The organism is Psychrobacter nivimaris (genome assembly GCF_904846365.1).
Taxonomy (GTDB): Bacteria; Pseudomonadota; Gammaproteobacteria; order Pseudomonadales; family Moraxellaceae; genus Psychrobacter; species Psychrobacter nivimaris_B.
Genome location: NZ_CAJHAL010000017.1, coordinates 23,660 through 41,893 on the forward strand (window position 1 = coordinate 23,660; position 18,234 = coordinate 41,893).

An 18,234-nucleotide genomic window follows, 5' to 3' on the forward strand; every position below is an offset into this window, starting at 1 on the left:
GGGGCAAAAAAAGCCACTGGGTAAACAATGGCTTATAGATGATGGTGATGCTAAAACGTGATAATAAGCAATCAGCTTACTAATGAGGCAAGAATAAAACGGTGTAATGGTAGTTTAACGCATAGCTATATGTAATCAATAACTTTATTTTAGTCTAGATTAGACTGGTAAGTGTTTTATTCTTTGTCTGTCGATACGAGAGTAAGACTGGGCTCTTCTTTGATTAAAATCTTTGCCAAAAACAAACCAAGCTCAAACAACAACCACATCGGAATCGCTAGCATGAGCATCGATACGCCATCTGGCGGCGTGACAACAGCAGCCACAGCAAAACAGCCCACAATGATATAACGACGTTTTTCTTCTAAGCTCTGAATGGAGACAATACCTGCCAATATCAATAGCAAAGTAACGACTGGAATCTCAAACGTTAAGCCGAATACCATAAATAGTTTTAAGGCAAAACTGAGATAGCTGTCGATATCTGTCATTGGTAGTACGTTTTGCGGGGCAAACATGATAAAGAATTTTAAGACCCCTTTGAGCACAATGAAATAGGAAAAAGCCACACCAGCGTAAAACAGAAATATAGAAGATAGCAGCACTGGAATAGCAATTTTCTTTTCTTTTTTATACAGGCCGGGTGCTACAAATGACCAAATTTGATAAAGAATGTAGGGCATCGCCAAAAACGCGGCTACAAATACGGTCAAACGTATCGGTGCCATAAAGTTTGACGTGATATCGGTGGCAATCATGGTCGAGTTGGCGGGTAACTGCGCAACCAGTGGGTCAGATAAAAAGTTGTATAGCTCGCGCGAATAGCCGACCAAACCTAAAAATATTATCAGTACTGCCACACATATTTTGATCAAATGCCGACGCAGCTCAATCAAATGCTCGGTAATAGGCATATCAGCCAAAGGGCTTAAAACATCCTCTGATTTTTTATCTTGAGTGGTACTAGTTTTTGTTTCAGTATCTTGATCGATGACATTTGGGTCAGTAACGGCAGAAACAGCGATTTTCTCTTGACGACTTTTTTTGCGCTTGAATAATGACATCAATCAGTCTCCTGCTTATGGTCAGAAGTCTGCATGTTGGCAGGACTGTTGAGTAGGGCATCCGCTTTATAGTTTGGCACATATGGCGGCATTGGGAGCCGACGTGCTTTGTCATAAGCGCCCAGTCGAAACCACATGTTTTCCCATGGACGGGTAGTGATGGTCTGAACAACTGGCGCTGCCTTGGCATTATCACTCACAGTTGTATCATCTACAACGTCACCGCTGTGACCGCCTTTCGATAATTGACTATTTTCTATTGTGTCTGGCTGCTCGTCAGTGGCATAAGCATAGTCGAAGGCTTTTGGCGTGGCTGATTGCTGCTTTTGTGTGCGGTTATTTTCATAAGCTTCGTCATCCTTGCTGTTTTCAGCATTCGTAGATGCTTCAGAAGCTATCGAAGCAGGACTATGTGAGCTTTCAAAAGCTTTCATATTTCCGCGCATCTCAGCCATCTCACGCCTCATTTCAGCTTCGGTCTGGCGAATTTTGGCGAGTTCTTTTTGCATTTGCTGACGCGTCTCAGCCAAGTCAAGCTCAGCCTCTATTTCAGACTGCAATGTTGAGACTGTACGGCGAATTTTGGCATACCATTGCCCAGCCGTGCGCGCTGCCTGTGGCAGTTTTTCTGGGCCCAGTACGATTAGGGCGATAACGCCAAAGAGAAGTAGTTCAGAAAACCCGATATCAAACATAATGGTCCGATGTCACTGTTTAGATGCTATACGTTATGCTTATCATCAACCTTGCTGGTTGAGCGCTCTTCAGTGTGTGCCGTTGCATCGTGGTCAAGAACCGCGTGTTTTTTGGCATGCTCTGTATTTTCATCTTTGACAGCTTCTTTAAAGCCTTTGACAGCACCGCCCAAATCTTTACCAGCATTTCTGAGTTTTGAGGTGCCAAACACGACAACGACAACGACCAATAGTATCAGCCAATGTGTAATAGAAAAACTACCCATAACGGTATCCTTGTGACCTGGTTTTGCGACTTAGTTTTCAGTCTTTATATGCCTGCTTTGAGTTTGCAAAAAGGTCCAACTAGCAAACAAAAAGCATCGACATATAATGCGAGATAAAACAGAGCTATATTATAACCTGCACTTATTACAAATAGGTGAAAGCAACAATAATCAAATAAAATAGACGTTTATTTTTTATTTAGGCTTATCTAGCGGCTTTCTCCTCGATACCTGATAACCCAAAACGTCTGCCTAGCTCATTTAACACAGCATCCGACTCTATATCAAACCATGCCAGTCCAACCAAGGTATGGAACCAGACATCTGCGACTTCATAGATCAGCTCATGACGCGCTTCATCGTAGCTTGCTTTGTCTGCAATCTCATCACAGTTAGCAAAATCTTTGGCAGCGATGATACTTTCTGTACTCTCTTCACCGACTTTCTCTAATATCTTATTTAATCCTTTGGCATACAGACTGGCCACATAAGAGCTGTTGGCATCGGCTTGTTTGCGCTCTGCTAATACGCTATCGAGCTGCTGCAATACAGAGGCTTTATCGACTTGTGCTTGGATAGTATCAGAGTCAGTATTCGAACCAGTGTTTTCAATTTCAAGAGTTTCGCTAGTAGAGTCATGAGAATGATAAATATCCGCAGGGTCTTTCAATACTTTATCGACAGTTTGCCATTCAGGCGTTTGACCTGATAAATCCAACCGCTGATAAAAGCAAGATTCACGTCCCGTATGGCAAGCAATGCCGCCAGCCTGAGTGACACTAAGCACAATCACATCTGCATCACAGTCTAGACGAATATCATGCACAGTTTGCGTATGACCTGATGACTCACCTTTATGCCACAACTTGGCACGTGAGCGTGAAAAATAAACCGCTGTTTGGGTTTGCGCGGTTAGCTGCAATGCTTCTGCATTCATCCACGCCATCATCAAAATACGACCTGTCTGATGATCTTGAGCAATTGCAGGAATCAAACCATCATCATTAAAAGTTACGGCAGTCAGCCAAGCAGGTAAAGTCATAATGTATTTGTCGTCTTATAGGTAGAAAGTGAAAAAGAGTGATAAGCAATTATACTACTTATGATTAAAGCGGGGAGATTATCTGAAATGCTCTGCAATATGCTGACAGCTAGCAATATGATGTCAGCTAAATGCGCTATAGAGTGCAATTATGCTAAATCTAAATGAACAGCATACTATTGATAATAAGCGATTCTACAGTCTAAATAAATGCGGATACAACGCTTCTTTAATCGTATTATCAAGCTTAGTCACTTTATTGAGGTTAAAGTCGTAACCTCTAAAATGCTGGCGTGCTTTTGCTACTATCTCGCCCGTGTGCATCCGCGTGACCTTTAGGATTATATTACCGCCATTATCATATATTGGCTCAACACCAACTTCAAATAATAGCTCTTCTCGTACGCGGATACGGCTTACAATATCTAGCTGCAATTTATCAATAATCAAGCCTTGATGATCTGCGTTGATTTCTTTGACACCTTTAGCGTATAGAAACCTTAACCGTGCTTCGGACAATAGCGCTGTCAGAGATTCGACCGTCATGTGCTGTCCTGCGTCGGCTTCCGTATGACGTACACGCATCACTGTCTCAAAAACAAACAAGTCGTCGTCGAATACTAACTCTTGTTTTGACACACTGTCTCCTAGAGTGATGGCCAAAGATTATTCTATTTATCATGCTGTAGGTTAGTAGCACTGTTATCGTTGTAGCTATACATTACAGCGTAAACATTCATAGTGAATAAGGTGGTTTTAATAGTGTTTATATGAAAATATAGCTCAGTCTCTACTTAAGCACAGCTTAGGCTGACATTCAATCTATTTGGATAAAAATCAGCCGTTTTATTAAGGCTTTTAAGAGAGCTGCTATCGCTTATTTGATGCTGATTACTTGTCTATATTGACTACTAAAACCTCGCCAAAACTTTCCTTGGCAAAACAGCGCACTATCTGCTAAAATAGCGCCTCCCACCTCGAGGCAAATAGAGGTTTAGTGGTTGTTTTTAAAGCCACTATTCGTTATTGACTATTTGACGACCAGGTTCTATTAAAGACAAAGAGGCAAATCATCATGAAAAATAAGATGAAAACCAGAAGCGGTGCAGCTAAACGCTTCAAAAAAACAGCGAATGGCTTTAAGCGTAAGCAAGCCTTCAAAAGCCATATCTTGACCAAGAAATCAGCTAAGCGTATTCGCCAGTTGCGCGGTCTAAAGATGGTGGACAAATCTGACGAAGCAGCAGTTCGTCGCATGTGCCCATACCTCTAGTCGACTATCGTCATCTATTTTTAATTAAAAATATGTGACTTTGCAATCTGACAACGATGTCTGTTATTTACTAACATTCATTTCATAACATCGTTAATCGCTTAACAATATCTTGGAGTAATTTATGGCCCGTGTAAAACGTGGTGTACAGGCAAATCGCCGTCACAAAAAAATCTTAAAGCGCGCAAAAGGCTACTACGGTGCCCGTTCACGTGTTTACCGCGTAGCGGTACAAGCAGTGACCAAAGCTGGTCAATATGCTTATCGTGACCGTCGCAACAAAAAACGTACTTTCCGTCGTCTTTGGATTGCACGTATCAATGCTGGTGCACGCTTAAACGGTTTAAGCTACAGCCGCTTTATCAATGGCATGAAATTGGCTAACATCACTGTTGATCGTCGCGTACTTGCTGACATCGCTATGCATGATGCAGCAACTTTCACAGCCTTGGTCGAAAAAGCAAAAGCAGCCCTAGCATAAATATTAACTGTCCTTTAGGCATGCCGCTTGTTAAGTGATTATCTATAGTTACTTACTCATAAGGGATTATCTAAATGGATAGGACTAATATTGATTAACAGGTCGATATTAATAAAAGCTACCGCTGGTCGGTGGCTTTTTTTATATTAAATTATTTTACGGTCGGTTTTATTACCGTTATGATGCAAAACGCTTTTAGGGAAGTTGCACTTTTCATTGTCTAAATATTCAAGCCATTTCTGTAACACGTCTTTAATTTACAATGAATGGGTAAATGGTTTGCAATATTTGGTCAAATCTCTACAATTATAAATCACTATTACTAATAGTCCGTTTAAATCAGGAAGAATGCGTCTTATGACTACCCCTGCTGCTACCACCGATTTGTCGGCGCTACCGACCTTGTCTACAGAGCTTAATGAGCTTAACGAAGCTCAGCTTACCGAATTTGCAAATGCTGCTGAAGCTCTAATCCTACAAGTAACTGATGCGCGTACACTGCAAGATTTTCGTGTGCAATTGACTGGTAAAAAGAGTCCGTTAACGGGCTGGTCAAAGCAGATGGGCAAGCTCGATGCTGATGATAAAAAAACTTATGGCGGCTGGTTGCATCAAGTACGTAGCCGCATTCAGCAAGCACTGACAGACCAACAGCAGCAACTAGAAGTTGCAGCGCTCAATGCCAAGCTAGAAAGCGAAAGCATTGATATCACTTTGCCTGCTCGTGGTGGCCAAAAGGGTCATCTGCATCCAGTAACTATGATTACTCAGCGTATGCAGCAGTATTTTATTCAAGCAGGTTTCAATGTCGCAACTGGCCCCGAAGTCGAGAGCGACTACTATAATTTTGAAGCGTTAAATATCCCGTCGCACCATCCTGCGCGCGCGATGCATGACACCTTTTATTTCGATGCGCATTATCTACTGCGTACGCACACTAGTCCTGTTCAGATTCGTACCATGGAAAAAAATGAGCCGCCGATTCGCATCATTTGCCCAGGCCGTGTTTATCGTAATGACTCAGACCAAACCCACTCGCCAATGTTCCATCAGCTAGAAGGCCTTATGGTCACCGAGTCGAGCACTTTTGCTGAGCTAAAAGGTTTGATTAGTGAGTTTCTAGAAGCATTTTTTGCCAAAGAGCTGACCGTACGTTTCCGTCCGTCGTTTTTCCCATTCACTGAGCCTTCAGCAGAAGTGGATATCTTAGATGATAATGGCAAATGGCTTGAAGTGATGGGCTGCGGTATGGTACATCCACAAGTGCTAACCAACTGCGGTATCGATAGCGACAAATACACAGGCTTTGCTTTTGGTATGGGTATCGAGCGCTTTGCAATGTTGTATTACGGTATTGATGACTTGCGCTTATTTTTCCAAAATGACGTGCGCTTCTTAAAGCAATTTGGCTAGAGTTTTCCTTATACCTATATAGTTAGTTCAAGATAATTTAGATCCAAGGAAGGCGAGTGAAAGTGCTACAAATCGTAGACTGAGCGAGCCTGACGCTGTATCTAACTTATATAAGATTGACTATAGCAAGTGAATTCGCCAAGCTTTACTCCAACATCTTTATTATAAAATTCTGATCCGAGATATTTATGAAAATTAGCGAACAGTGGCTACGTCAGTGGGTAAACCCTACAAATACTAGCGAACAGTTAGCCGAACAGTTGACTATGGCAGGTCTTGAGATTGATGATCGCTATGCGGTTGCCCGTGCTTTTAGCGGTGTGGTTGTCGGTGAAGTCATCAGCATTGAGCAGCATCCTGATGCAGATAAATTGCGTGTTACTCAAGTAAATATCGGTGACGCTGAGCCATTACAAATTGTCTGCGGTGCTCCTAACGTGACCGTCGGTATGAAAGCGCCTGTCGCTACCGTTGGTGCGGTATTGCCAAGCGATGATAAGAAAGGGTTTAAAATCAAAAAGAGTAAGCTACGCGGTGTGGCCTCAAACGGCATGCTATGCGGTGCTTCTGAAATTGATTTAGTCGATGATATAGATGGTTTGCTTGAGTTGCCTGAAGATGCACCAGTTGGTACGGATATTCGTGAATATCTAGGTCTAGATAATCAAGTATTGGATATCTCAATCACCCCAAACCGTGGTGATTGCTTTAGCGTACGTGGTATCGCTCGCGAGATTTCAGTCATCAATGACTTGCCTGTACAGTTGCCAGAGATTCCTGACAATGTAGTCGCTTCTGATAATGGTGCAACGCCCGCTGTGACAGTCGATGCAAAGGAAGCGTGCCCTCGCTATCTGTTGCAGTCGATTCACAATATTGATCGTAGCATCGATACTCCGAAATGGATGCAAGATGCACTGGTACAGTCAGGACTACGTTCACACAACTTCTTGGTCGATGTGACCAACTATGTATTGATGGAATTAGGTCAACCGTTACATGCGTTTGACGCAGACACGATCGAAGGTGATATCGTTGTACGTTTGGCAAAGCCTGATGAAACCATTACTTTGCTGAATGAGCAAACCGTTACCTTGACCGGTGATGAACTTGTGATTGCTGATGATAAAGGTGCCTTGGCACTGGCTGGTATCATGGGTGGTCAGCGTAGCAGTGTCACCGATAGTACGACCAATATCGTGGTAGAAAGCGCTTTCTTTAATCAACTGGCTATCGCTGCACGCGCACGCCGTTTTGGATTGCACACCGATGCCTCGCAGCGTTTTGAGCGTGGGGTCGATTTTGAATTGCCAGCATTGGCGTTGGCACGAGCTTGTGATTTAATCACCAGTATCACTGGCGGTGAAGCTGGACAAATAGTCACGGCTGAAAACCTTGAGCATTTGCCAGCGCGCGCGCCAATTACATTGCCAATCGCGAAAGTTCGTGATGTCATTGGGATTGATATTGAGCCATCTGAGATGGTACGTATCTTGACCCAATTGGGTTTTGATGTAGAGCAGCAGAGCGATTCACTAGTTTGCAAGCCGCCATCTTATCGTTTTGATATGAGTATCCGCGAGGATTTAATCGAAGAGATTGCTCGTATCTATGGCTATGACAATATTCCAAGTGTCCTGCCACATTTGCAAGTCAGTATGGATTATGATGATACTGCAGATTTGACCCATGAGATGAAGCTATCATTAGTCGACAACGGCTATATGGAAGCGATCAGCTTTAGCTTTAGTGATGCAAAACTAGAAGCATTGCTTGACGACGAAGCGCTAGGAGAGGTGTTGGCACTAGCAAACCCTATCTCTAGTGATTTAGCCGTTATGCGTCGTACTTTGCTATCGAGCCTACTGCCTTGCGTGCAATATAACTTGAATCGTCAGCAGCCACGTGTACGCTTCTTTGAGACAGGTCTTAGCTTTGTTGGACAAAGTATTAGTGACTTAGTACAAACGCCAAGTATTGCTTTAGTCGCAGTTGGTGATATATGGAGCGAGCAAGCTTATCAAAACCGCGCCTTAGATTTTTATGACCTAAAGCATGATATTGAGCAGCTATTACCAGCACAAATCGATAGCGCACGTATCCGCTATGAGCGTAGTACGCTGAGCTTCCTGCATCCAGGACAAAGCGCTGAGTTATATATCGATGATGTATATGTTGGTTGGTTGGGCCAGTTGCACCCAAATACTGCTAAGCAATTAGACCTGCCTACTACCTGGGTCGCTCAATTGTCACTGGCACCGCTATTGATGATTGCACGTGAGCAGCATGCTATCACGACACCAAGCAAGTTTCCGCAAGTACGCCGCGATATTGCTATCTTGGTAGACAGTGACATCAGTTTGCAGACGTTAGAGACAACAGTACGGGCTGCGGCAGGTGATTTGCTGACTGATCTTTGGTTATTTGATGTTTATCAAGGTGACAAAGTACCAGCAGGCCAGCGCTCACTAGCTTTTGCGCTGATATGGCAAGATAGTACGCAAACGTTGTCTGATGAAGCCGTCAAAACTGCTACAGATAAAGTGGTACAAGCGCTAACTGAACAGCATTCTGTACAGCTGCGCGACAGCTAACATTTAGTAAGTATTATACCCAATGCTCTGTAGTCTTTTTACCATGAGGCTACGGAGCATTGCTATTCATAGAATAAGTTAAGTGGTTATTAATAAAGGATTTTAATGAAGACTTTGTTAAAAAATGCTCAAAAAACCTTTATAATAGCTAGCCTTAACCCTCATACCGCTAAACCATGATATTCGACATCACGACATAGCATAGGAGTCGTACTGTGAGCACCTTAACCAAATCTGACATGATTGAGCATTTGATGAGTCACATGCACCTAACACGCCAAGAAGGCCGCTGTTTGGTAGAGAACTTTTTTGATGAGCTGTCGGAGAGTTTGATTGACGGCAAAGAGGTCAAGCTTTCAGGCTTTGGCAACTTTGAGCTTAAAGATAAAAACAGCCGTCCAGGCCGTAACCCTAAAACAGGGGAACCTGTTGCAGTATCCGCGCGCCGTGTGGTTACCTTTAAAACAGGACAGAAATTTCGTCAAAAGGTTGACGAGCGTTTGTTTGATAGCTAATACCTAATTTGGCATTACCCTAAATAATAGCGTGCCTGCTTTATCGTGAGTTTCCAAGAATGCTAGTGCGTATTTGCACTTAGTTATTTTTTTGCATACATTTACGTATTTAGAGATGGCAGCATGACTCGTACACTATGGTTATTTATAACGTAGCATCTTACTAAGATCATAAATGATAGACGTAAAAAAAGAGAGCATAGGCTCTCTTTTTTTTACTGCAGTTTATCTATTGTATGAACAATAAATTACTGAGCTTCTTCAACTACTACTTCGTCAGAAGCTTCAACAGCAGCAGTATCAGTTTCGCTAGCTACGTCTACGCTAGTGGTGTCGCCGTCTACAGGAACTTCAGCGTCCATTTCGTCAGTAGCAGTTGCAACTTGAGCGTCAGCGATGTCAGCTTCAGCGTCAGCAACAGCAGCGTCAGCATCAGCAGGGATAGCTTCACCGTCAGCAGCGCCTTCAGCTAGCTCTTCTTGTGCGTCTTGCACTTCTTCTTGCGCGTCAGATAAATCTTCAGCAGCGTTTTCTTTGCTGCTATCACAGGCAGTTAGGCCCATAGTTGCAGTCATGATACCAGCTAGAGCAAGTAATTTAAGTTTCATATGGTTTTCTCCGGAAAAATGAAATGAGCAGTAGCAGCAACAAAGGTCGAAATCCGAGATTTCTCAGAATTCAACTAGTCTTAGTTACAGCTACTCAGCTTCCACGCATTCTATAGGTTTTCTAAGTAAATAGAAATAGCCTGTACAATTAAGTAACAATAAAAGTTAAAATAATATTTTACTTTCTCTATCCGATATACTTTTTAATACAAGAGGCTAGATTAATCGACGTATAATCAATGACATCAGAGGGATTAAGACCTCTTTTGGTTCTCATTTTTTGTCTCGAATTTTCGCTATTAGCCCCGTTTTTATGGGTAAGAATTGAATTAAATAGTCCGATTATGGTCCTATATTACATAAATCCTAGTTAAGTTAGCAATTTTATAGGTTTCTACTTGCTTTTAGGATAGTAGACTAGGTCATAGCGTAAATTAACTGGCCAAATAATATATAACATAAGTAATGATTAATGATTAATAGAAGTAGTGGCTAATAGAGATAGTGGTTAATAGAAATAATGAATCAATCTATATTTGAGGAATAGAATTATGAAATGGCAAGGTAGACGAGGCAGCTCGAATGTGCGTTCTAGCACAGGTGGCGGTAAGATGATCGGCGGTGGTATTGGCGGTATTATCATCGCAGGTATTTTATGGTTGGTATTTGGGGTAAACCCAATGACCGCATTACAGACAGGACAAGCGGTCACAGGCGGTGGTAGTGAGTCATCTACCGAGCTTGCAACCAGCACAGACCGAGACACGCAGTTTGTGAAAGTTGTACTAGCAGATACAGAAGAAGTCTGGCATCAAATCTTTAATGAAGCTGGTAGCACTTATCAAGAGCCGTCATTGATTTTGTTTAATGGTCAGGTTAGCTCGGCATGTGGTAGTGCTAGCTCTGCAACTGGTCCATTTTATTGTCCAGGGGATCAGACTGTTTATTTGGATACGTCATTTTTTGTAGAGATGCGCCAAAATCTTGGCATATCAGGCGATCAGCAAGGCTCTGGTGGTGAAGAGAACCAAGGCAAGGCTGGCGATTTCGCACAGGCCTACGTGATAGCACATGAGGTAGGTCATCATGTTCAGACGTTATTGGGCATCAGCCAACAAGTTAATGAAGCTCGTCAGCAAGTGACCCAAGCACAGTCCAATAAGCTATCAGTATTGCAAGAGTTGCAAGCGGATTGTTTTGCTGGTGTATGGGCCCAGCGCAATCAAGAACGTGTACAGTTTTTAGAGGCTGGTGATCTTGATGAAGCGGTGAATGCAGCTAGTCAAATCGGTGATGATCGTCTAGCAAAAGCGAGTGGTGGTGCAGTAGTGCCCGATAACTTTACTCATGGTACCAGTCAACAACGTGTCGAATGGTTCACCCGTGGTCTAGAAAGCGGTAATGTACAATCTTGCGATACGTTCAGCGGTGCACTTTAATGGCCATATGTATTAATAACTGTGTATTTGACTAATGATGTATTTCTAATACTAATGTTTTTGATTATAAGTCTAGCGCATGGACTTATAATCGAAATTAAGACATAAAAAAGTCTGCAACGAATTGCAGGCTTTTTTATCATCTTTTATCTGATATTACTCAATCAATTGTCAAATAATATCAGCGTAGAAAGATTTAGTTGTTGTCAAGAACATAACCACCAGCACCGCCAATCGCTGCACCAGCCAATGCGCCACGAGCGATATCTTTGCTGTCGCCTTTGCTTCTAATAAGAGCACCAGCGGCTGCGCCAGCGGTAGCACCTTTAGCTGTATTGCTCATACCGCTATAAGAGTTACAACCAGTCATGATTAGGGCTGAGCTAGTAATTGCAGTCATTGCGATCGTTTTAGCAAATTTCATATTATCACCTATTAAGTCATCAAGTTTAAAATACAATACCTTCAAAATACTGTGTCCATGATATTTTCAAGTACATTCCTACTGTCTGTCATAATAATCCGTTACTAATAATATAGTCGTAGTAAAAACGCTAAACTTTGCAAATAAGATGTAAGCGATGTTGCCGTACTGTATCATCAGTAGTGCTTGTGAATGACAGAGCAGCATAGTTTAATTGGCTTAACTATTAATATTTGGATGCTGTCATAAAAAAGACTACCTATAGGTAGTCTTAATATCAAATCGAAGCTGAATATGTCTAGCAAACTAACTAAGAATTAGTTTTGTGATTTACGCTTCATTTGCTCAAAGAATTCATCATTGGTTTTCGCTTCTTTTAGGCGGTCCAACAAGAACTCAGTGGCTTGTACGCCATCCATCGGTTGAAGCAGTTTGCGTAAAATCCATACTTTACGCAGCTTGTCTTCGTCCAATAGACGCTCTTCGCGGCGTGTACCAGATTTTTTGATATTAATCGCAGGGAATACACGTTTTTCAGCCAAGTCACGCTCAAGCGTAATCTCTTGGTTACCAGTTCCCTTAAATTCTTCAAAAATGACGCTATCCATCTTACTACCAGTATCAATCAATGCACTGGCAATAATGGTCAAACTACCACCTTCTTCCACGTTACGCGCAGCACCAAAGAAACGTTTTGGACGTTCTAGAGCATTGGCATCTAGACCACCCGTCAATACTTTGCCTGATGATGGGATAACCGTATTATAAGCACGTGCTAGACGCGTAATCGAATCAAGTAAAATCACTACGTCTTGCTTATGCTCAACCAAACGTTTGGCCTTTTCGATGACCATTTCAGCCACTTGTACGTGACGCTGTGGCGGCTCATCAAAAGTAGAAGCAACCACTTCACCGCGTACCGTACGTACCATTTCGGTGACTTCTTCTGGACGCTCATCAATCAATAGTACGATTAAATAACATTCAGGGTTGTTACGAGTGATCGATTGCGCGATGGTCTGTAGCAACATCGTTTTACCCGCTTTTGGCGGTGCGACGATGATAGAACGCTGACCTTTACCAATCGGAGCGATTAGATCGATGATACGACCAGTCAAATCTTCAGTGGTTCCGTTACCAAGCTCAAGTTTTAAATGCTCAGTTGGGAATAGGGGTGTCAGGTTCTCAAAGATAAGCTTATGACGTGAGCGATCTGGCGTATCAAAGTTAATCTCGCCGACTTTCAATAATGCAAAATAACGCTCAGAATCTTTTGGTGGACGAATCGTACCAGCGATACTGTCACCAGTTTTTAGACTGAAACGGCGAATTTGGCTAGGGCTGACATAAATATCATCAGGACCGGCTAAATATGAGCCTTCTGATGAGCGCAAAAATCCAAAACCATCAGGAAGAACCTCAAGTACGCCGTCACCATAAATGGCTTCACCGTTACGCGCATGGGTTTTTAGAATAGCAAAGATAATGTCCTGTTTACGGCTACGAGCCATATTATCAAGACCCATTTCTTTGGCGATAGCCAATAGCTCAGCGATTGATTTTTTCTTTAATTCAGTAAGATTCATAGATAGGTCATTAGCAATTGATCAGATGAGAGATGCCATTAGCAGCACAAGTCACGACAGTGATTAAAATAACGGTAATATGATGATATGGGTGTGTGCACAGCGCTGTAGTTTATGTAGTTTTGGTTTTATATGTCTGCTTATGTACGCATTGCCATCATTGGAGGCAAGGTAATAAGAAATAAGGATAAAAAAGGCTACATAAGAGTCTGCGTCAAAAACTCAATATCAGTAATTGCGTTTAGTCATTTTGTTCAGCAATGGTGTTTATAATGACGATTGTGTTTTTGTTGATAAACACGAGGAGAATAGCGACAAGATACTTAGGAAAACAGTTGGTTTTCTCTTGTCAGCAGACTATACGGTCTTCACAATAGCGTTGTCAATAAATTTTGCCAAAAAAGTCATATTATCGAGTTTTTTGCACAAAAAACAAGCAAAAAAGCCACTATCTTAGTCAGATAATGGCTTTCTCGGTTATTCTATTTTACCCGCTCAAGATAGTCTGAAGCGAGAAAATTTAACTTATAAATGCTTGTCTAGTACTTTAGCCAATTCAGCTTTTGGCTGTAGGCCCATTACTGAATCAACTTTTTCGCCATCTTTGAATACAAATAGCGTTGGGATGTTACGAATACCAAAACGGCTAGCCGCTTGTGGGTTGTTGTCTACGTCTACTTTGACGATTTTAACTTTACCTTGGTACTCAGTCGCTAGATCTTCTAAAATAGGGGCGATGGCTTTACAAGGACCACACCATGGAGCCCAGAAGTCTACTAGTACAGGTACGTCTGATTGTAGAACGTCTTGATCAAAGTCTGTATCGGTAGTATGTACAATAAGGTCTGACATAATTTTATCTCTCTTGTTTTATTACTTCTATCACCACTCATCAACCTATATATTGGTTTAATAATAAATCAGTTGGTGGTCAAAGAATTGTTTAGAATGGGTGAAAATGTGCCATTATATTAACATGTTTGCCCTAATTTGACAGATACAGGCTGGTTAAATTGTTTAACAACTAGTATTAGCACAATAAATCGAAACGGTGCAGCACAAGCGTGTCTAATCTGTTATTTAATACGATTATCCTTATCAAAGTATGTATCTCAGCACGATAGAAGCTTTATGTTTACCTTGTTTATATAGTAGCTAGTGATTAGCAGCTAGCGATATTAATAACGTTAAAAATCAGTCAAAGTTTTGCCTTTTTATCCAAATAACCGTTGTTCATAAAATGGCTATCGTGCCAAATATAGCTGTCGTGTCTGAAGTATTAGCCACCAAAAATCCTTATCTTAAAACCAATTTACATAAGTAGTTAATTTTATGCCTTTTACCGATGAAGAAGTTAATGCCCTCAATGCCCAAGAAAGCGCTTATCCGCTTGAGTTCTTTAAAAATTTTGCGCAAGAAATTACGGTTTATGAAGACGATGACATTTGGGTGGTTGATAAACCTGCAGGCCTATTAAGCGTCGATGGTAAAACACTCAAAGTCAGTCTGCTTGCCCGTCTTGAGCGTGCCAATCCAGCCGTCAAATTGATTCACCGCTTAGATATGGACACGTCGGGACTGCTTATTTTTGCAAAAAACGCAGCAGCGCAAACCAATATCAGTAAGCAATTCATCGAACGTCTACCGCAAAAGAAATACCAAGCACGTGTCTTTGGTGAATGGGAGCAGGTCGGCACAACTGGTGAGATATCAGTGCCAGTGCGCTATGAGCCAAGTACCAAACCGCGCCATATCGTCGATCACGACTGGTCAAAGCATGCGCTGACGCTATACGAAGTTGTGGCTCACGAAACCTGTAATGGTGAGGCAGTCACGCGAGTCATGCTAAAGCCAGTCACAGGCCGCAGTCATCAGCTACGCGTACATATGGTGCATGTCGATCATGTGATGATTGGCGATCCGATTTATGCTGAAGGTGCAGCATTAGAGATAGCCCCAAGGCTCAACTTACATGCACAGCAATTGCGTTTAAAGCATCCAGTACTGGGTGCTTGGATGGACTGGGAGAGTCCTTGCCCATTTTAAGAAGTAGATTTTGCCGCTTACTGTTAATAGATGCGATAAACAGCGGCTCTAAAGCCAGCTATAAAATGCCAGTCATGCAAACACAAGGATGAAAGTATGCTTGATATCACCACTACCAAACAGGCCATTAAAAACCGCCTTAAAGGTAGAAGTTCAAAGACGGGTAAGGTAGCCGACTATGAAGTATTGATCATCGGTGCGGGTATTGCAGGTATTGGCATGGCTTGCCGTTTACAGCAACAGCAGCATAAAGGCTTATTCGGTCATAAAGCCCCCAAAAATCAAAAGCAGGTAAGTTCGACTAATAAGCAAAAACCTCCACAGCGCTTTGCTATCTTAGAAAAGCGTGCTGATTTGGGTGGTACATGGGATTTATTTACCTATCCTGGGATTCGCTCTGACTCTGACGCCCTGACCTTTGGCTATAATTTTAGGCCATGGCTTGATTATAGAATGCTTGCAGCAGGCGATGATATCAAGCGCTATATCGCCGATACGGCACACGAGTTTGGGGTGACCGAGCATATCCACTATCAGCACGAAGTTCAGCAGATATCATGGTCTAGTGAGGATCAACAGTGGTCAGCGACCATCAAAAACCATGCAAGCGGTGAGATGTTTGTTAAGACTGCCAAGTTTATCGTAGGTGCCACTGGCTATTATGACTATGAGCAAGGCTATCGCCCTCACTTTGAGGGAGAGGAGGATTTTCACGGTCAAATCGTCCATCCACAGCACTGGAATAATCTAGACTATAATGATAAAAAAGTTGTCGTTATTGGTAGTGGAGCCACGGCGATGACGTTGCTACCTGCGCTAGTAGCTAAAGACAATAATCAGTGTGCGCGTCATGTCACGATGCTGCAGCGTACGCCGACCTATGTGGCAAGCGTGCCGGGTGATGACCATGCTATTGATTGGTTATCAGGCAAGTTTTCACCATTATCAAAAGAGCAGGCCTATACGGTATTACGCGCGCGCAACGTGTTACGGCAACAAGGCCTTTACAAAGTTGCGACTCATGCACCCAAGGTGATGAAGGCAGTCTTAAGAAGTGGGGTGAAAAAAGAGTTAAAGGGTAGCGGCGTTGATAGCAAGCATTTTGTGCCTGACTATAATCCATGGGATCAACGAGTATGTGCGGTGCCTGATGGTGATTTATTCAAAGCCCTGCAGGACAAACGCGCAATAGTAGTGACCGATCAAATCAGCCAATTTACTGAAACAGGAGTTATGCTGCAATCTGGCCAGCATCTCGACGCTGATATCATCGTTACTGCGACTGGCTTAAAGCTACAGATGTTGGGCGGAGCTGCGGTATATATCGATGGTCAAGCTGTCGATATTGGCACGCGTATGACCTACAAAGCGGTCATGATAGAAGGCATACCTAATCTGGCTGCACTGTTTGGCTATACCAATGCCTCGTGGACACTAAAAATTGATTTGGCTTGTCAATATGTAGTGAGGCTGCTGGGGTATATGCATAAACAACGCTATCAAGTCGCCATGCCACAAGCACAGACTGACGATATGACAGCCTGTGCTCAAACAGATACTGTGATGGGTTCGCTATCGTCTGGTTATGTCAGACGCGGCAAAGACGAGCTACCTAAGCAAGGCGATCGCTATCCTTGGTTCGTGACCAACAACTATCTAAGCGATCGAATCATGCTTAAGTATCGCAAGATAAAAGACGACTGGTTACGATTTAGCCGTTAGCGTCTTGGTAATTATTGATGATGGTTGTCGATGAAATCGGCCACTTGCTTATTTAACATCTGCCACAAGGTCTCCTGAGCGCTTTTGCTGCCCCATGCATTGTGCGGACTAAAGATAACACGCGGATGATCGCTGATACTGAGCAAAGGATCATTATCAGCGATAGGTTCTTGTTCAAACACATCGCTAGCATAGCCGATGATTTGCTCATTATTAATCGCGTCAGTTAATGCCTGGCTATCAACGATGCCGCCACGTGCGACGTTGACGATGAGCGGTTGTTTAACCATTTTCGCCAGAGTATCTTTGTTAATAAGATGCTCAGTTTGTTCATTCAATGGGCAGTGCAGACTGATCACATCCGCACGTGCCAGCACTTCATCAAACGCGGTATAGTCGTCGCTGCGTGGTTCGCGTCCTTGGTGCTCTGCCCACAGTACGGTCATACCAAAGGCACGAGCAATCTCGGTTACGCGATTGCCGATGGTGCCAATACCAATGATACCTAGCGTCTTATCCTCCAAATCAATCAGCGGTATGTCCAGCAGGCAAAAATTGCCGTTTGCCAGCCACGTGCCATCAGCGACTTTCTGGTGATAATGAATACCAGCACGCATCGCTGTCAGCATGAGCATAAATGTGTGTTCGGGAACGCTTTTGACCGCATAACCAGCGACATTAAAAAGCGCGACACCGTGCTTATCGCAAGCGGCTTGATCGACGTTATTCATGCCAGTGGCAGTCAGTTGGATCAGCTTAAGTTTCGGCAATTGCTCTATCACCTCTGCACCAATCTGGACTTTATTGGTAATAATAATGTCAGCATCTTTGCAACGTTCAATGATGACAGCCGTGTCTTTTGGCGTGTCGTTATAAGTGATGTAGTCGCTCACACCCCTTGGTGCAGGCAGGTCAATACCTTCAGAAAAAGTACCTTTGTCTAAAAAAACGGCTTGCATGGCTAGTCCTTACTTATTGTTGTCTTATAGATAATCAGCGAATAAATGGTTATCGCATGAATCCTTATCGGCTTAATGTAGCACGTTGGTATTTTTAGTCAAAAACG

General features: G+C 42.7%; 18 protein-coding genes. 8 read left to right on the plus strand and 10 right to left on the minus strand.

What is annotated here, in order from left to right; genetic code table 11:
* Positions 1-176: 176 nt before the first annotated feature.
* The 5 genes from tatC to JMX63_RS08320 form a co-directional block, all read right to left on the minus strand.
* The gene (gene tatC / locus JMX63_RS08300; protein WP_201571987.1) at positions 177-1,064 is read right to left on the minus strand and encodes a twin-arginine translocase subunit TatC; all 888 of its coding nucleotides are present in this window, start codon (positions 1,062-1,064) and stop codon (positions 177-179) included.
* On the minus strand, positions 1,064-1,759 hold the full coding sequence (tatB, locus tag JMX63_RS08305) for a Sec-independent protein translocase protein TatB (RefSeq protein ID WP_201571989.1): 696 nt from the start codon (positions 1,757-1,759) through the stop codon (positions 1,064-1,066). Before tatB ends, tatC begins: the two co-directional genes overlap by 1 nt.
* Positions 1,760-1,785: 26 nt before the next feature.
* Positions 1,786-2,025 (minus strand): Sec-independent protein translocase subunit TatA, encoded by a 240-nt coding sequence (gene tatA, locus JMX63_RS08310; protein ID WP_201571991.1) that lies wholly within the window; start codon positions 2,023-2,025, stop codon positions 1,786-1,788.
* Between the two features lie 205 nt (positions 2,026-2,230).
* A complete protein-coding gene (gene hisIE, locus JMX63_RS08315; RefSeq protein WP_201571993.1) occupies positions 2,231-3,067 on the minus strand; it encodes a bifunctional phosphoribosyl-AMP cyclohydrolase/phosphoribosyl-ATP diphosphatase HisIE in 837 nt (278 codons plus the stop codon).
* Between the two features lie 195 nt (positions 3,068-3,262).
* Positions 3,263-3,706 (minus strand): acyl-CoA thioesterase, encoded by a 444-nt coding sequence (locus JMX63_RS08320; protein ID WP_102093896.1) that lies wholly within the window; start codon positions 3,704-3,706, stop codon positions 3,263-3,265.
* 436 nt (positions 3,707-4,142) lie between these two features.
* On the opposite strand from JMX63_RS08320, the gene rpmI reads away from it, so the two are divergent.
* The 5 genes from rpmI (at position 4,143) to JMX63_RS08345 (ending at position 9,343) form a co-directional block, all read left to right on the plus strand.
* A complete protein-coding gene (rpmI, locus tag JMX63_RS08325) occupies positions 4,143-4,340 on the plus strand; it encodes a 50S ribosomal protein L35 (protein WP_025651519.1) in 198 nt (65 codons plus the stop codon).
* A gap of 124 nt (positions 4,341-4,464) precedes the next feature.
* Complete coding sequence (gene rplT, locus JMX63_RS08330; RefSeq protein ID WP_025651520.1) at positions 4,465-4,821, plus strand: 50S ribosomal protein L20; 357 nt, start codon at positions 4,465-4,467, stop codon at positions 4,819-4,821.
* A 357-nt stretch (positions 4,822-5,178) separates the two neighbouring features.
* Positions 5,179-6,234, plus strand: coding sequence for a phenylalanine--tRNA ligase subunit alpha (gene pheS, locus JMX63_RS08335; RefSeq protein WP_201571995.1), 1,056 nt, complete (start codon positions 5,179-5,181; stop codon positions 6,232-6,234).
* A 188-nt stretch (positions 6,235-6,422) separates the two neighbouring features.
* Positions 6,423-8,828 (plus strand): phenylalanine--tRNA ligase subunit beta, encoded by a 2,406-nt coding sequence (pheT, locus tag JMX63_RS08340; RefSeq protein ID WP_201571997.1) that lies wholly within the window; start codon positions 6,423-6,425, stop codon positions 8,826-8,828.
* Positions 8,829-9,043: 215 nt separating this feature from the next.
* Positions 9,044-9,343 carry an integration host factor subunit alpha gene (locus tag JMX63_RS08345; protein WP_160022131.1) on the plus strand — a complete coding sequence of 100 codons (300 nt, stop codon included), beginning with the start codon at positions 9,044-9,046 and terminating at the stop codon, positions 9,341-9,343.
* A gap of 248 nt (positions 9,344-9,591) precedes the next feature.
* On the opposite strand, the gene JMX63_RS08350 is transcribed toward JMX63_RS08345, so the two are convergent.
* On the minus strand, positions 9,592-9,951 hold the full coding sequence (locus tag JMX63_RS08350; protein WP_201571999.1) for a hypothetical protein: 360 nt from the start codon (positions 9,949-9,951) through the stop codon (positions 9,592-9,594).
* 551 nt (positions 9,952-10,502) lie between these two features.
* On the opposite strand from JMX63_RS08350, the gene ypfJ reads away from it, so the two are divergent.
* Positions 10,503-11,390 carry a KPN_02809 family neutral zinc metallopeptidase gene (gene ypfJ, locus JMX63_RS08355; RefSeq protein ID WP_102092076.1) on the plus strand — a complete coding sequence of 296 codons (888 nt, stop codon included), beginning with the start codon at positions 10,503-10,505 and terminating at the stop codon, positions 11,388-11,390.
* A 196-nt stretch (positions 11,391-11,586) separates the two neighbouring features.
* On the opposite strand, the gene JMX63_RS08360 is transcribed toward ypfJ, so the two are convergent.
* The 3 genes from JMX63_RS08360 to trxA all read right to left on the minus strand — a co-directional run bounded on the left by JMX63_RS08360 (position 11,587) and on the right by trxA (position 14,252).
* Positions 11,587-11,814: a hypothetical protein gene (locus JMX63_RS08360; protein WP_101204904.1), complete on the minus strand. Its 228-nt coding sequence runs from the start codon at positions 11,812-11,814 to the stop codon at positions 11,587-11,589.
* Between the two features lie 317 nt (positions 11,815-12,131).
* Positions 12,132-13,400, minus strand: a complete 1,269-nt coding sequence (rho, locus tag JMX63_RS08365; protein WP_055125334.1) for a transcription termination factor Rho — start codon at positions 13,398-13,400, stop codon at positions 12,132-12,134.
* Positions 13,401-13,925: 525 nt separating this feature from the next.
* A complete protein-coding gene (trxA, locus tag JMX63_RS08370; protein ID WP_057761928.1) occupies positions 13,926-14,252 on the minus strand; it encodes a thioredoxin in 327 nt (108 codons plus the stop codon).
* A 480-nt stretch (positions 14,253-14,732) separates the two neighbouring features.
* Between trxA and JMX63_RS08375 the strand changes: the two genes are divergently transcribed.
* The gene (locus JMX63_RS08375) at positions 14,733-15,446 is read left to right on the plus strand and encodes an RluA family pseudouridine synthase (protein WP_201572000.1); all 714 of its coding nucleotides are present in this window, start codon (positions 14,733-14,735) and stop codon (positions 15,444-15,446) included.
* Positions 15,447-15,665: 219 nt separating this feature from the next.
* The gene (locus JMX63_RS08380) at positions 15,666-17,168 is read left to right on the plus strand and encodes a flavin-containing monooxygenase (protein ID WP_406947839.1); all 1,503 of its coding nucleotides are present in this window, start codon (positions 15,666-15,668) and stop codon (positions 17,166-17,168) included.
* A gap of 11 nt (positions 17,169-17,179) precedes the next feature.
* On the opposite strand, the gene JMX63_RS08385 is transcribed toward JMX63_RS08380, so the two are convergent.
* Entirely contained in the window at positions 17,180-18,127 is a 948-nt protein-coding gene (locus JMX63_RS08385; protein WP_201572002.1) for an NAD(P)-dependent oxidoreductase, read from the minus strand.
* Positions 18,128-18,234: the final 107 nt, after the last annotated feature.